Annotated in this window: 10 protein-coding genes; 5 read left to right on the forward strand and 5 right to left on the reverse strand. The window is 60.0% G+C overall.

Annotated elements, in window-relative coordinates; translation table 11 throughout:
* Nucleotides 1-38: 38 nt before the first annotated feature.
* Complete coding sequence (locus ABD05_RS24995) at nucleotides 39-530, forward strand: Lrp/AsnC family transcriptional regulator (protein ID WP_047902703.1); 492 nt, start codon at nucleotides 39-41, stop codon at nucleotides 528-530.
* Between the two features lie 356 nt (nucleotides 531-886).
* Here ABD05_RS24995 and ABD05_RS25000 read toward each other — a convergent pair whose 3' ends face one another.
* From ABD05_RS25000 to ABD05_RS25020, 5 genes are all read right to left on the reverse strand, one after another.
* A complete protein-coding gene (locus tag ABD05_RS25000) occupies nucleotides 887-2359 on the reverse strand; it encodes an NAD-dependent succinate-semialdehyde dehydrogenase (RefSeq protein WP_047902704.1) in 1473 nt (490 codons plus the stop codon).
* 59 nt (nucleotides 2360-2418) lie between these two features.
* Complete coding sequence (locus tag ABD05_RS25005) at nucleotides 2419-3801, reverse strand: aspartate aminotransferase family protein (RefSeq protein WP_047902705.1); 1383 nt, start codon at nucleotides 3799-3801, stop codon at nucleotides 2419-2421.
* A gap of 169 nt (nucleotides 3802-3970) precedes the next feature.
* A complete protein-coding gene (locus tag ABD05_RS25010) occupies nucleotides 3971-6940 on the reverse strand; it encodes an FAD-binding and (Fe-S)-binding domain-containing protein (RefSeq protein ID WP_047902706.1) in 2970 nt (989 codons plus the stop codon).
* Between the two features lie 157 nt (nucleotides 6941-7097).
* Complete coding sequence (locus ABD05_RS25015) at nucleotides 7098-8669, reverse strand: PucR family transcriptional regulator (RefSeq protein ID WP_047902707.1); 1572 nt, start codon at nucleotides 8667-8669, stop codon at nucleotides 7098-7100.
* Between the two features lie 49 nt (nucleotides 8670-8718).
* Nucleotides 8719-10014 carry an MFS transporter gene (locus ABD05_RS25020; RefSeq protein ID WP_420796362.1) on the reverse strand — a complete coding sequence of 432 codons (1296 nt, stop codon included), beginning with the start codon at nucleotides 10012-10014 and terminating at the stop codon, nucleotides 8719-8721.
* Nucleotides 10015-10271: 257 nt separating this feature from the next.
* On the opposite strand from ABD05_RS25020, the gene gabT reads away from it, so the two are divergent.
* From gabT to ABD05_RS25040, 4 genes are all read left to right on the forward strand, one after another.
* Nucleotides 10272-11573: a 4-aminobutyrate--2-oxoglutarate transaminase gene (gabT, locus tag ABD05_RS25025; RefSeq protein WP_047902708.1), complete on the forward strand. Its 1302-nt coding sequence runs from the start codon at nucleotides 10272-10274 to the stop codon at nucleotides 11571-11573.
* Nucleotides 11574-11576: 3 nt separating this feature from the next.
* Nucleotides 11577-13034, forward strand: a complete 1458-nt coding sequence (locus ABD05_RS25030) for an aldehyde dehydrogenase family protein (RefSeq protein ID WP_081075842.1) — start codon at nucleotides 11577-11579, stop codon at nucleotides 13032-13034.
* Nucleotides 13031-13372: a tRNA-binding protein gene (locus ABD05_RS25035; protein ID WP_238594120.1), complete on the forward strand. Its 342-nt coding sequence runs from the start codon at nucleotides 13031-13033 to the stop codon at nucleotides 13370-13372. The genes ABD05_RS25030 and ABD05_RS25035 overlap by 4 nt, the downstream gene beginning before the upstream one ends.
* Nucleotides 13373-13444: 72 nt before the next feature.
* On the forward strand, nucleotides 13445-15058 hold the full coding sequence (locus ABD05_RS25040; protein WP_047902709.1) for an amidohydrolase family protein: 1614 nt from the start codon (nucleotides 13445-13447) through the stop codon (nucleotides 15056-15058).
* Nucleotides 15059-15061 lie beyond the last annotated feature (3 nt).

Genomic DNA, 15061 nt, shown 5'->3' on the forward strand with positions numbered 1-15061 from the left:
GAAGTGCGGTTCGCACGCCGACTCGAGACCAGCACGATATGAGTAACCGAACCAAACTCGACCGGATCGACATCAAAATCCTCGCGGAGCTGCAGAGGAACGGCAACATCACAAATGCGAACCTCGCAGCTGCTGTAGGCCTATCGGCCAGCCCATGCTTGCAACGCGTCAAACGGCTTGAGGCCACGGGTGTGATTTCTGGGTACGGCGCTCACGTAAACGTCACGAAGCTGACGAGTACAGTGTCTGTATTTACGGAAATCATGTTGCACGATCACCGGCGCGAGGACTTCGTCCGATTCGAGGCGAATCTCCGTGATTTCGACGAAATCACCGAATGTCATTTGGTGAGTGGCGGATACGACTATCTTCTCAAATTCGTCGTCAAGGACATCGGGCACTACCAGGACGTGATTGAGCGGTTGCTCGATCGTAACCTCGGCATTGAGAAGTACTTCAGCTACATCGTGATTCGCTCGCCATTTGTAAAGCACGGCGTACCGCTCGAGAAGCTTCTATCGGACGAGTAGACGATACAGTTAGCCAGTACGTCGGCAGACTGCGCCACAGGGCGTCTTATCGACGCTTCAATCCGGGTAGCGGCTCGAGCTCACGCCGGCTCGGCGAAGACGGTCAAGCGCCACTGCCTTGCACGGGTCAACTCTCGTGAGATGGTTAGTGTGACAGGCTCTCTATCGATTCACTCGGTCATGCGTTAGCGCTGGCTTGCTCCACAAGCAGTTGTTGCTCGGGATGGCATATGTGTCGCCCTTGAGCACTCCCATCGAATCGACCCGCGAGTCAGCATCCGGCCGGCGTTCGGACTGAGGAAGAGAGAAGGCCATCGTCCCTGTGGGACGATGGCCTCACGGTCGACGGAAATGCGTTACTCGAGACCGCCTTGACAGATGTACTTGATGGACAGATAGTCGTCGAGACCGTACTTCGATCCTTCGCGACCATAGCCCGATTCTTTGACGCCGCCGAACGGTGCAGCTTCGCTTGCAACCGCCCCCTCATTCAGCCCGACAACGCCGGCCTCGAGTTGGCGCGACACGCGATCGGCACGCCGCATGTCTTGCGTGTAGAAGTAAGCCGCGAGACCGAACGGGGTGTCATTTGCCAAACGCACGACTTCCTCCTCGGTTTCGAAACGATACAGCGGCGCCACAGGCCCGAAGGTCTCTTCGCAGGTGACGAGCATTTCGCTGTTCGCATTCGCGATAACCGTCGGAGCGTAGTAGTTCGGCCCGATCTCGGTCAGGCGCTTGCCGCCGGTCAGAACCGTGGCACCCTTTGAAACCGCATCGGTAACGTGGCGGTCGATCTTGTCGATTGCCTTCGTGTTGATCATCGGACCGATTTGCGCCTGCGGGTCGGTTGCCGGGGCGACCTTGAGCGCGCCCACGCGAGCCGCCAGCAGCGCGGCAAACTTGTCGAATACGCCCGCTTGCACGTAGATCCGGTTCGGGCACACGCACGTCTGGCCGCCATTGCGGAACTTCGCCGCCATCAGGCCTGCGACGGCCGCTTCGAGGTCCGCATCGTCGAAGACGATGAAGGGAGCGTTACCCCCCAGTTCCAGTGACAGCTTCTTGAGCGTGCCGGCAGACTCGCGGGCGAGATACTTCCCGACCGCCGTGGAACCCGTGAACGTGATTTTACGGACGCGGTCATCGGCCAGCCAGTCGCCCACCGCTTCGATGCCTTGATCGCGCGATGCGCTGAGCATGTTGAGAACCCCAGCGGGAACACCTGCTTCTTGAGCGAGTGCAGCGAGAGCAAGCGCCGTGAGCGGCGTGTCTTCGGCGGGCTTTCCGACGACGGTACAGCCGGCCGCCAGAGCGGGAGCAATCTTGCGCGCAATCATCGCGAGCGGGAAGTTCCACGGCGTGATGGCCGCGACGATCCCGACGGGTTCTTTGATGGCGCGCATCTGCTTGCCACGCTGTGCTTGCGGAATGATGTCGCCGTAGATGCGCGTTGCCTCATCTGCGAACCAGGCAACATAGGACGCACCGTAAGCCACTTCGCCAAGGCTCTCCGCCATCGGCTTGCCCTGTTCCATGGACATGATTGTTGCGAGGTCCTCCGTGTTCGCGACAATCAGTCCGTGCCACCGCCGGAGAATCTCTGCTCGCTCGCGGGGCAGGCGTTCACGCCATTCCTGGGCTGCCTTCGCCGCTGCGTCCGTTGCCGCGCGCGCGTCAGCTTTTCCGCTGTTGGCAACCTCGACGATGAGTTCGCCGGTAGCCGGATCCGTGACAGGGTAGCGGGCGCTATTGACCGCATCCGTCCATTCGCCGCCAATCAGGTTCTGGAAGCGCAGGAGTTCTTGGCGTTTCAGTTTCAGTTCCATACTTGATACCTTTGGAGAATATGCTGCTTTTTATCCGTGCGGAGCACGGTAACGGGGCGTTAGCCTTTCATTGCGCGGCGTACGTCCGGGCTTTCCAGGACCTCGTCGAGCGTCTTGCGGACCCGCTCGACCATTTGCTCGATATCGCCTTCCGAGAAACAGAGGGCGGGTGCGAAGCCGAGGATGTTGTCGCCGAATGCTCGGAAAATGATCTTGTTGCGATACGCGGCTTCGAAGATTCGATTCGCGAGATCGAGCGACGGATCGAAGCGCGTGCGATTCGCTTTGTCGGAGACGAGCTCGACTGCGCCGAGCAGGCCGCGATGTCGGGAGTCGCCGACGAGCGGATGATCGAGAAGACTGTCGAGCCCCGCAGCGAAACGGGGCGCTTGCGCAACACCGTTCGCGAGCAATCCACCTTCCGTATACAGGCGAAGTACCTCAAGCCCGATGGCGGCGCTGACGGGGTGTGCGGAATAGGTTTGACCGTGTCCGACTGCGTCGGACCGCTTGCCGCCGTCCGCGATTCCCTGGTAGACCTGATCCGACATCAATACGGCGCCCATGGGCGCGTAGCCAGCGGTGAGGCCCTTGGCAACGGTCATGAGGTCGGGCTCGACGTCTTCTGCCTCACACGCGAACATCGGGCCAGTGCGGCCGAATGCGGTGATCACTTCGTCCGCAACGAACAGAATGTCCAGTTCGCGGCACGCCTTGCGCATTGCCTTCAACCAGCCCTTCGGCGGCACAATCACTCCGCCGGATCCTTGCACGGGCTCGCAGAAGAAGGCCGCGACGTTGTTGGGGCCGATCTCTGCCACTTTGGCCTGGAGCGCGGCGACCGACGCGGCAATGATTGCTGCCGGATCGTCAGGCGTGCCGCTGCGATAGGGATACGGCGACGGAATGTGATGTTGAACCGCGAGCGGCACATCGAAGTTCCGATGGAAGCTGGCGATGGCAGTGAGGCCTGCACCGATCGAGGAAGATCCGTGGTACCCGCGCTCGAGCGCGATGAAGTGCTTCTTCGTCGGGCGACCGATTGCGTTGTAGTAGTGGGTAATGAACCGGATGGCCGAATCGACTGCGTCGGAGCCACCGAGCGAAAAATAGACGTGCTTGAGCGATGCGGGAGTCAGATCGACCAGTCGCTGGGCCAGCGCGATCGCGGGTTCGGAGGCGAAATGGAAATAGCCGGTCGCGTAGGGCAGGCGCGTCATCTGCTCCATCGCCACCTTGACGATGCTTTCCTGGCCATAGCCCGTGTTCACACACCACAGACCCGCGAACGCATCGAGCAGTTCGTTGCCGTCGGCGTCGCGAAGCCAAGCGCCGTTGCCCGATTCGAGAATCGTGGCGCCGCGTGCTTCATGTGCGCGATAGTTGACGACCGGATGAATCAGGTGCTTGCGGTCCGATTCGATGAGTGCCGAGATTGACATGATGTACCTAGTAAAAGATGGTGGCGGCTATGTGTTCAATGTTATGCAACGACGGCGGCGGAAACACCGTGTGAAATCATGTACCTGCAAGCAGAAACAGCTGAATTGGAGGTTTGGCGCAGCACTTCCTTCGGTCACGTCGGGTGCCATGCATGGGGCGCTCTGCGACTCATACCTGCTCCGTTTTTCCGACGCGCTCCAATGAGGCGACCGCTTCGGACGTGGTAGCGCGTTCATCCAGCCATTGCGCCAGATGAATAGCCTTCTTCCCGGTCGTATTGCGAATCTGCGACCGACAGCTGAATCCGTCGCTGATGACAACCGCCTCGTTATCGAGCGCGTTGATAGCCGGAACGAGTTCGGATGCGGCAACCGATTTCGCGATGTCCGCGGTGCGGGTGTGGTAGCCGTAGGCACCGGCCATTCCGCAGCAGCCCGTGGCGAGAACAGTTCCCGAATGGGTCGCTTGCTTCAGCAGTTGGGATTCCGCCTGCATTCCGCCACATGCCTTCTGGTGACAGTGGCCGTGCACATGGACGTCCTCGTCGAATCGCGGAATATCCACGCCCTTCGACTGCAGCAGCTCGGCAAGCGTCTTGACGGATGCGGAAAGCGCCTTGGCCCGTTCATCGTTGGGGAACAACGCACGAAGTTCGTCGCGGAACACGGAAAGGCAGCTGGGTTCGAGAACGACTACGGGGATGCGCGAGGCGATCACGTCAGACAGACCTTTCATGATTGCCTCGATGTTGCGCCGAGCCAGGTCGAGAAGTCCCGAGTCGTAAAGCGGGCGGCCGCAGCAAACGTGTTTGCGGAGCAACCGAACATCGAATCCCTGCGACTCGAGAACCCGGACCGCGGCTTCGAGTACTTCGGGCGAAAAGCCGTTGTTGAATGTATCGGTCCACAGCAGTACCGGAGTCCGGCTGGCGCGATCGTCAGGTGCACGCCCGGAAAGGAGCAACCGAGCCGTGTTGCTGTTTCGGAAACTGGTCCGGGCAATCGCGGGGAAGCGGACATCGGGTGCCAAACCAGCGCTCGCGCCGACCTTGCGGAATGCGCGGTTGCGCATCAGCATGTTGGCAATCCCGCTGAAGTGGGTGGCGACAGGCAGCCACGTGCCGATGCGCCCGATCATGGCATCCATGAGCGGACGCCGCTTTTTCCTGAAGTACTCGTACAGGAACTGGCTCTTGTACTTCGCGATATCCACATGGGTGGGGCAGTCGCTGCGACAACCTTTGCACGCGAGACAGTGATCCAGCGAATCCTTTACGGCCTCGCTTTGCCAGCCGTCCTCGATGACTTCTCCCTTGAGCAGTTCGAACAGGAGCCGAGCGCGACCGCGCGTTGAATACTTCTCTTCTCGTGTTGCACGGAAGCTCGGGCACATCGTGCCGCCTTCCAGCGAGCGGCATTTCCCCATACCGATACAGCGTTCCGTTGCGCGTGCGAACGTGTCGGGGCGCGCATTGTCGCCGAAGCTCATCGGACTGGCGTGGTCCACACGTCGGTAGGTCGGGCCAAGGCGGAGATTCTGATCGACGGGCATCGCATCGATGAGCTTGCCGGGATTCATCCTGCCGCGCGGATCCCAGATGGCCTTGAACTCTCGGAATGCCTCCATCAACTCAGGGGAGTACATCAGCGACAGCAGTTCGCCCTTCGCTTGCCCGTCTCCGTGCTCGCCAGACAGTGAACCCTCGTATTTGACAACCAGCTGGGCTGCCTCGACAAGGAAGCGACGCCAGGTTTGAACACCTTCGGCATTGCGCAAGTCGAACGTGATGCGCGAATGAATGCAACCGTCGCCGAAGTGACCGTAGAGATTGGTCGTATAGCCGTACCGGTCGACGAGTGCGGAGAATTCGCGCAGGTATGCGCCCAGCAAATGCGGTTCGACCGCCGCGTCTTCCCAGCCGACCACCGGATCAGGCTTGGAAGGATCGTTGCCAATCGACGTTGCGGATGCGCCGATCTCACGAATCGACCACAGTCGACGCATCAACTGTGAATCGGCGACCACGCGGACGGCAGGCTGGCCGGAGAACGTCGACGCAAGCGAGGCTGCGCGTTCGGCGAGTGTGATGCATTCATTGGCGTCGGTCGAGCCGAACTCGACCATCAACCACGCGCTTCCGGCCGGCAGTTCGGCGATGTCGTTGAGCGCGAGACCGCGTTCGGTCAGGCCACCAATGATGCCAGTATCCAACCCTTCCATCGCGATCGGTCCGAGCGGAAGAAGTTGCGGAACGCAGTCCGCCGCATCAAAAATCGTCGGAAAGCCGAATACCGCCAGCACTCGGTGGGTCGGATTCGTCACCAGCTTGGTCGTCGCGCGCAATACCGTTGCACAGGTACCTTCGGAGCCGACCAGCGCGCGAGCAATGTTGAAGCCGTTCTCGGGCAGCAACTGATCAAGGCTGTAGCCGGAGACTCGGCGCTTGAGCTTGGGGAAGCCTTTACGGATCGCGTCGCCGTAGCGATCGACCAGTTCCTTGAGCTGGTTGACGATCTCCGCGCGTCGTCCGCCGGCGGCGAGGTGTGCATTGAATGCAGACTCATCGGTGGGACCAACCCAGAAGCGCTCACCGTCGTAAGTCAGGATCTCCAGGGATTCGATGTTCTCGGCAGTCTTGCCCGCCATCACCGAATGTGCGCCGCACGAGTTATTTCCGATCATCCCGCCGAGCGTGCATCGGCTGTGCGTGGCAGGGTCCGGGCCGAAGGTCAGCCCAACCTTGGCGGCGGAGTTCTTCAGTTGATCGCAGATGACGCCAGGCTGGATGGTCGCAATGCGGGCATCGGTATCGATCTGTTCGATCGTCGTCAGATACTTCGATGAGTCGATGATCACGGCGTGGTTGACCGATTGGCCACACATCGATGTGCCGGCGCCACGAGGCAGAACGGGAACGTCGGCTGCCGCGCATGCGCGCATGATCTCGACGACATCATCGATCGAGCGGGGCACGACAACGCCAATCGGCACCTGGCGATAGTTGGATGCCTCCGACGCGTAAGCCGCACGCGATCCGGCATCGAAGCGGACTTCAGCCTGTGTCGTGCGCTTGAGCGTTTGTTGCAGAGCGAGGAGAGTATTGAGGTCGTGGCGAGTGGCCGCGGTACCGGAAGTCATCGAATCACGCCTAATCGGAAGTCGCATTTCAAGGGGCAGACACGGCCGTCATGCTGATACCGAGCAAAAGCCGGTGCATCCGGACGTGTAGCCAGTCTTCCGTATTAAAGCGTCACGTAACCCCGAAATCTTCCTATATCAAATAGGAAAGCGAAGGCTATTCTTCGCGAAGTCGATACAGTGCGATCGCGAACTGCAGCTTGAACCGGGTCTGAGGATCTTCCAGCGACACGTTGAGTGCGCTTTCGATTCGTTCGACCCTGTACCGCAGCGTGCTGATGTGTATGCCGAGCGCTTTCGCGGTATTTGCAAGCTGGAAACCTTCGTCCGAAAGCGCGCCTAACGTATCGAGTAGCGATTCGCCTCGACGCTTTTCCACCAATGGCAGCACGAGTCGCTCGACGAGCATGTTCCGCGCGTCTGCTTCGCCCATGAGTGCTCGAGGAAAAAGGATCTCATCGAAGTGATGTAGCCGGCCCGGCCGCAGGGTGGGTACCAGAGCCTCGACGTCTTTCGCGCCAGTTGCCATCCCTTGCACGCCGCTATGTACCCGGCTCACTGCCATGGCCGCTCGTCGGTCTGTCACGGCGTCCCATAACGCCTCTATCGATGCGTCAGCCGGCAGGATGAATCGAATTTGATTCAACCAGATTGCAAGCATTTCGGGCATGCCTTTCGCACGCAACTGACGCTTTATCGCGTCAACCCAGCGTTCGCGGCGCTCGAGACCTTCAGTCGTAAGCGGAATCGGCTCGTCAATGAGTACGAGGCCAACTCGATATGATGCAGCCTCGCTCCAGCCGCATACCCGAGCACGCTCGAGCGCACTTGCAGACGCGGTAAATTCGCCATCAAGCAGGCTTGCGACGAGAGCATAGCCAAGACGATCTTCCTGTTGAGCGAGCTGCCGCTGGTGCATCATGTGCAGCGCCGCGACAACGCTCGCGTGTTCGATTGCGCGCACGTCCAGCTCGTCGTTCCCGTCGTCAACGAGATCGAGCCAGATGAGCGCAACGACCGTCTCTTGAAGGCGTACGGCATGACAGAGGCGTTGCACAAAGCCATCCGTGACCGGAAATGGGACCTTTGTCGGCCGGGTCGCCGGGATGCGGTAGTGAGAGTGCAGGTCACTATGGGCCGCATCGACGAATTCCGCTTCCAGTGCGGCGGTTGTGTCAGTGTCGTCGATCGAGCTGCCAAGCATATGACCGGCCGGGTCGGTAAAGGTCACCGGCCGCCCGAGTAGATTACTGAGCGCGTGCGCGATATCGGACAGGCTTGTTGCCGAAACGGCTGCGTTGGTGAGTGCCCGGTGCAGTTGCTCCGAGCGTTCGATGAGCTCACCCTGGAAATTGATGATCTTGGCAAGGATCTCGTGGGTGACGTCGCTGAACTGGATTTCCCATGGAAGCTCCAGAAGCGGCAGCCCGACGCGGTTCGCTTCTTCGACCGCTTCAGGCGGGAAATGCTCGCGAAAGTTCGGCACGGCAAGCACAACGCCGGCGAGTCCGATTGCGCTCAGGTCTCGAACAAGCTGGCGCGACGCGTTTTCGTCGGGCGGCCAGTTGTAGCCGGTCGAGAGCAGCAGTTCGCCGGATTTCACCCAGTTCACGATGTCCGGGTGATCGACCATGTGCACCCAGGTGATTTCCCGTTGCAGATTCTGCCCACCGGCGACGACGTCGGCATCACGCAGTACGGTTTCACGAATGGCGGTATCAAGTTTCATCTCGGCTCCCCGGCTGTACCGCGGCGGGGCGCCGCGATTTCGAATGATGTCAGGTGGTGCGTGGCTGTCGGTAGCCAAAGATCACGCCGAGCAAACTGAAGCCCGCCGCGAACATCACGTAGAACGCGGGTGCCATTGCGGTTCCCGTCTTGCTGATCAACCAGGTCAGGATCAGCGATGCGAATCCACCGAACGTCATCACCGCAAGGTTGTACGCGATGGACAGGCCGGTCGACAGAACCTTGGTCGGGAACGTTTCGGCAAGCGCGGCGAGAATCGGGCCGGTATAGATCGCGATCAGCACGCCGAAGACGGCTTGGAACACGCACAAAGTGCCAAGCGACGGCGCTGTCACGATCATCGCAAACATCGGCCATGCGAGTGCAAGCATGGCAGCAGACGCCCCACCGAGCAGCCACTTTCTTCCGATAAGGTCCGACCACCAGCCGGTGATGGGCGAGCACACGGTGATGACTCCGCCGCCCACCATCGCGGCGATGAACGACGCGGATGACGGCAGCTTCAGTACCTTGACCGAGAAAGTCGGCATGTAGAACAAGATGACGTAGATGCAGACAGTCCAGAGGACGACCATTGCAAAGCTGGCAAATGCTTGCCACGGATAGTCCCGCAGTACGTCTGAAAGAGGCGTCTTCGATTTGTCGGTCGCGTTCAGGAACACCGGCGTTTCTTCGAGATTCCGCCGGATGAAGAAGCCGATCGGCCCGATCAAGAGACCCGACAGAAACGGAATGCGCCATCCCCAGCTTTCGACGTCCGCCGACGACAGGCCGAGTGTGAGCCCCGTGCCGAAGCAAGCGCCAAGCAGGACGGCGAAGCCGATGCTCGTCTGAATCCAGCTCGAGTAGTACGCCTTCTTTCCGGGTGGTGCATGCTCGGTGAGAAAGGCGGTTGCAGTCCCCATCTCGCCGCCGGCGGAGAACCCCTGCAGCAGCCGTGCGAGCACGATGAGGCAAGGGGCCGCGATACCGATCTGCGAGTACGTCGGCGCAAGACCAATCAGCGCCGTGCCGGCACACATCAGCAGAATCGTCAGCGAAAGTGCTGCCTTGCGTCCGGCGCGATCGGCGTAGATCCCGAGCAAGATGCCGCCCAATGGTCGGACGAGAAACCCGACACCGAAAGTCGCGACCGAGAGCATCAACGACGTCAGGTCGTTTCCGGTCGGAAAGAACAGCTTCGCGATGGTAATTGCAAAGAAGCCATACACCATGAAATCGAACCACTCGAATCCGTTGCCAAGTACGGTTGCAACGATGGCGCGTCGCCGCGCCGATCGGTCCTCTTCGTAGACCGCGGACAGCTGCACGGTATTCATCTCCATTACTCCTGATTCGCATTAATGGCGACGGCATAAAGCCGGGGCGCGGGTCGCGGTTTCGTGCCCGTTCACAGTCATTGAACTTAGCCACAAATCGCATAACTACCCACAGGAGAGAGGAAGTCTGAAGGCTATCTTCGTATAGAAGATAGGATAAGGCTCGATAAAACGGAAGCAGGATAATGATTTTCCTACTTTTAGTAGGTATTCGTCCGGGTTCTGGCTTCCTACCATGAGCGCATTCCAAGGAGGTGAAGCTCATGAGCAGTCGAGAACTGAATGCGACCAGCGAACTGGCCGCGATGCGCCAATCGTACGTGGCACGCGGCGTGGCAACCGCGCATCCCATTTTTGCCCGGCGTGCGGCTGGCGCTTACCTGTGGGACGAGGAAGGCCGGAAATACCTGGATTTCGTCGGTGGCATCGGCGTGCTGAACGTCGGCCACAATCATCCGGCTGTAGTTGCCGCGGTCCAGCAGCAACTGGAGTCGTTTTCGCACGTGTGTTTCCAGGTGGCCGGCTACGAGCCGTACGTTCGTCTCGCAGCGCGCCTGTCCGAGCTTGTTGCTCCGGGCCAGGGCTACAAGGCTGCGTTCTTCACGACGGGTGCCGAAGCTGTCGAGAACGCTATCAAGATCGCTCGCGGGTACACGAACCGACCCGGCGTCATTGCGTTCCGTGGAGGCTTCCACGGCCGAACGCTGATGGGTATGACGCTGACCGGTATGAGCGCACCGTACAAGCAGAATTTCGGCCCGTTTGCGCCGGATGTTTACCACGCACCGTATCCCAACGCGTATCACGGTGTGTCGTCGGACGACGCGCTGGCCGCACTCGAGCAGATCTTCGCAACGCAAATTGCAGCGGATCGCGTCGCTGCAATCATTCTCGAGCCGGTGCAGGGTGATGGCGGTTTCCTCGCAGCGCCGCCCGAGTTCATGCAGGCACTGCGTGCGCTGACGCAAAAGCACGGAATCGTGCTGATCGCGGACGAGATTCAAACCGGCTTCGGTCGTACGGGCCAGATGTTCGGCTTCCAGCATTCCGGCATCCAGCCGGACCTCGTTACGGTTGCAAAGAGCCTTGCGGGCGGTCTGCCGATCTCGGGTGTCGTCGGCCGTGCAGAAATCGTCGATGCTCCGTCGCCCGGTGGCCTCGGTGGCACGTATGGTGGCAATCCGCTTGGTTGCGCAGCTGCGAATGCAGTACTGGACGTGTTCGAGCGTGAAAACTTGCTGGAGCGCAGCCGGGAGATCGGCGCACAACTGCGTGAAGGACTTCTGGAAATCTCCGAGGTTCACGAAGAAATGGGCGAGGTGCGTCAAACCGGCGCGATGGTGGCGGTCGAGTTCGTGACCGACCGTCGGACGAAGGCACCGGAAGCCGCTCTCACGCAGCGTGTTCTCGATGCGGCGCGCGAGGAAGGCCTGCTGATCATCAAGTGCGGCGTCGAGCGCAACGTGGTTCGCTTCCTTGCGCCTCTCACGACATCGACTCAAGATGTGGCTGACGCGCTGGCGATGTTCGGGCGTGCTGTCGCTGCAGCGAAGCGTTCTGCCTGAACCATGCGTGAAATGCACACCCGTGGGGTGATCCCCAGATGGCAGGCACGTCTCGCGGGTGTGCTGGACCAGGGTTCCGCGACTTTTCAGGTCACGAACCCCGCCAATGGGCATGTCATCGCGCAAGTATCGGCATGTCGACGACAGCACGTACTCCTCGCGCTAGAGGCGGCGTGCAGTGTCGAAAATGCCTTGCGTGATGTCGACTCGAAAACGAAGACCGCGTTGCTCAGAACCTGGGCCGCAAAGTTGAGTCACGAGGCTGATCGCGTCGCGACCACCGTGACGCTCGAGACCGGTAAGCCAATCAGTGAAGCTCGACGCGAAGTTCGCGCGGCGATTAGCGTGATCGAAAGTTACGCGGCGGCGAGCAGCCAGTCGAAGGTATCGGCAGTCATCGAGCATCGCGACGAATGGCAGCTGAAGCGGCAGTTGCGAGCTATCGGCCCGGTCGTTGCAATTACCAACTGGTGTCAGCCGGTGCTGACCGTCGTGCGAAGAGTCGTGCCGGCGCTCGTTGCCGGGTGTCCCGTGATTCTGAAGCCGTCGTCACGTACGCCGCTGAGCGCATTGACGATTGCGAGCTTGTGGAGCGATGCGGGTGGTCCTGACGGAAGCCTGCAGGTGTTGACGACAGACGATCCGTTAGCGGCCACCGACGTGTGTCTGGCTGATACGCGCGTTGCGATGGTCTCGTTTACCGGTAGCCGGGATGTCGGTCTGCATCTGGCGCGTATGTGTGCCGATGTCCGTCGAGACACATCTCTGGAAGTAGACGGGCAGATGCCATTCATCGTGTTGGCCGATGCGGACGTTGAGCGTGCTGCCGACGCGCTCATCGAAGTCACGTTCATGCGCAATTCTGGCCAGGACTGTACGAGCGCGAACCGCATTTACGTCGACGAACGCATCGCGAGGCAATTCGTGAGTGCCATCGCGGCACGTGCGTCCGAACTGAAATGCGGGGATCCGTTGGACGAGCGGACCAAGATTGGCCCTCTGATCGATAGCCTGACGCTTACGATTATCGAGGAGCAGATCGAGGACTCCGTGGCGGACGGCGCAATTGTCGTTGCTGGCGGTAAGCGTCTGGGCGGCCTTTATTTTGCTCCCACCGTCCTCGATCGCGTGCGGCCTGGCATGCGGGCAGTCGAAGACGCACATGCCGGGCCTCTTCTACCCGTGTTGAGATTTACGGAATCTGACGAGTTGCTCGAAATGACCTCATCCAACCGAAGGGGGCAATCCGCATGGATTTGGACCGACGATGACGGTGCTGCACACCGCTTGGCGTGCAGACTGGGATATCAGCACGTCTGGATCAACGATGCGGGAGAGACATACCCGGACAGACCGGCGACCAGCGTTGCTTGGGGCGATATGGGAGATGCGGCGCGCTATGTGAGGTCGGTAACGATTGCTTCGAGCGCTTGTGTAACTGAAACGAAGCGAGAAAAATGATGAGTGAAATTTCTGCATATGATGCGTTCAACCAGGTCGACATGCGTGTCGGCAAGGTCGTTCGGGTCGAAATCAATGAAGAGGCGAAGAAGCCGGCGTACAAGATCTGGATCGATCTCGGTGAACTGGGCGAGCGTACGACGAGTGCTCAGTACACGGCGCTGTATCAGCCGGAGCAACTCGTCGGGAAATCGGTCGTCTGTGCGGTCAATCTCGGTACGCGTCGAATCGCCGGCTTTAAATCGGAAGTACTGATGCTCGGCGTTGAGCAGACTGAGGGCGCAGTCATTTATCTGACGACCGAGCGGGATGTTGCACCGGGCACGAAGGTGTTCTGACGTCACGTTTCGTGTGGAGATTCGCCGTGTCGCGCGTGCCGCGCCTTGCCTAATACGAGACTGGGAGCCAACATGACGGATTCCTCCAGTACCCACATCGAGGTGGGTGAGGAGATGGTGGCAGGCTTTGGCCGAAAAGGGCTCGGGCAACTGCAACCGTCAACGACACGGGACCGCGGCGACGGGCCGTTTGCACGGCTCGTCTTACGTGGTGCAACCGTCATTGACGGAACCGGCGCACCCCCGTGGGGACCCGCTGACATTGTTATCGAAGGCGATCGGATTGCCGCAATTGTCGCCGTAGGTGTGCCGGGTCTGCCGATCAACGACGCGCGACGACCTGCAGCCTGCGAGTCGGAGATCGACTGTACCGGCAAATTCATCACGCCAGGTTTTGTCGACAGCCACGCGCACATCGGAACTCCGTTTCACGCGGAGAACGGTCAGATGATGCCGGCCGACTACATCTACAAGTTGTGGTTGGCACACGGCGTCACCTCCGTACGCGAAGCGGGCTGCATGAACGGGCTTGCGTGGACGCGCGAGCAAAGAGACGCGGCAGAGGCGCATCGAATTGCCGCTCCGCGCTTGCATCCGTACGTCTATTTCCCGGCTGTCAACGACTATCTGAAGACCATCTATCGCCCGGACGAGGGGCGGGATTGGCTGCGAAAAGTACGGGACAAGGGGGCTGAGGGGGTGAAGTTTTTCGGAGCACCGCCTGCGATCATGCAGGCCGCGCTCGACGAATGCGTGAAGCTCGGGCTGCGAACCTGCTGCCACCATGCGCAACTGTCGGTGGGGCGGATGAATGCCCTGAGAACGGCTAGATGGGGGTTGACCAGCACCGAGCATTCATACGGTCTTCCCGAGGCGTTATTCGATGGCCGAACACTGCAAGGTTTCGGTGACGAGTACAACTACAACGACGAATATCTCCGATTCGCAACCGCAGGTCAGACGTTCCTGCAAGCCGCTCGTCCCGGCAGCCAGAAATGGAACGAAGTTCTCGCGGCATTTCTGGAGGTTGGTCATACGTTCGTGCCGACGATGAACGTCTATGACACCAATCGGGACCTCATGCGTGCGCGACGAGCTGAATGGCACGATGCATACACGGATAGCACGACGTGGAAGTATTTCCAACCGCAGCGCGGCGGGCACGGGGCGTACTTCTATCGATGGTCGGTCAAGAACGAGATTGAATGGCGCGAGAGCTTCCGTATCTGGATGGCGTTCCTGAACGATTACAAGAACCTCGGTGGTCGTGTATGCGTCGGTAGCGATTCGGGCTTCATGTTCCAGATCTACGGATTCGGCTTCGTTCGTGAACTCGAGTTGCTGCAGGAGGCGGGATTTTCACCCCTGGAAGTGCTGCGTTCCGCAACCTTGCACGGTGCGGAACTGCTCGGCATCGATGATGACACTGGCACGCTGGAGGTCGGACGGCGTGCGGACTTGCTTGTGCATGACCAGAACCCGCTGTCGGACTTCAAACTGCTATACGGGACCGGTGCACTGAGGCTGAACGATGAACGTCGCGAGCTGGAGCAACAGCGAGCGCTGCGGTACACGATCAAGGGTGGCATGGTGTTCGATGTTGCCGAACTGCTCTCGGATGTCCGAGCGATGGTTTCCGAAACCTGGCCGTCCGGCGAGGGGCCATTCACAGCCCAGGAAGAGTGAATG

It is taken from the genome of Burkholderia pyrrocinia, assembly GCF_001028665.1.
Taxonomy (GTDB): domain Bacteria; phylum Pseudomonadota; class Gammaproteobacteria; order Burkholderiales; family Burkholderiaceae; genus Burkholderia; species Burkholderia pyrrocinia.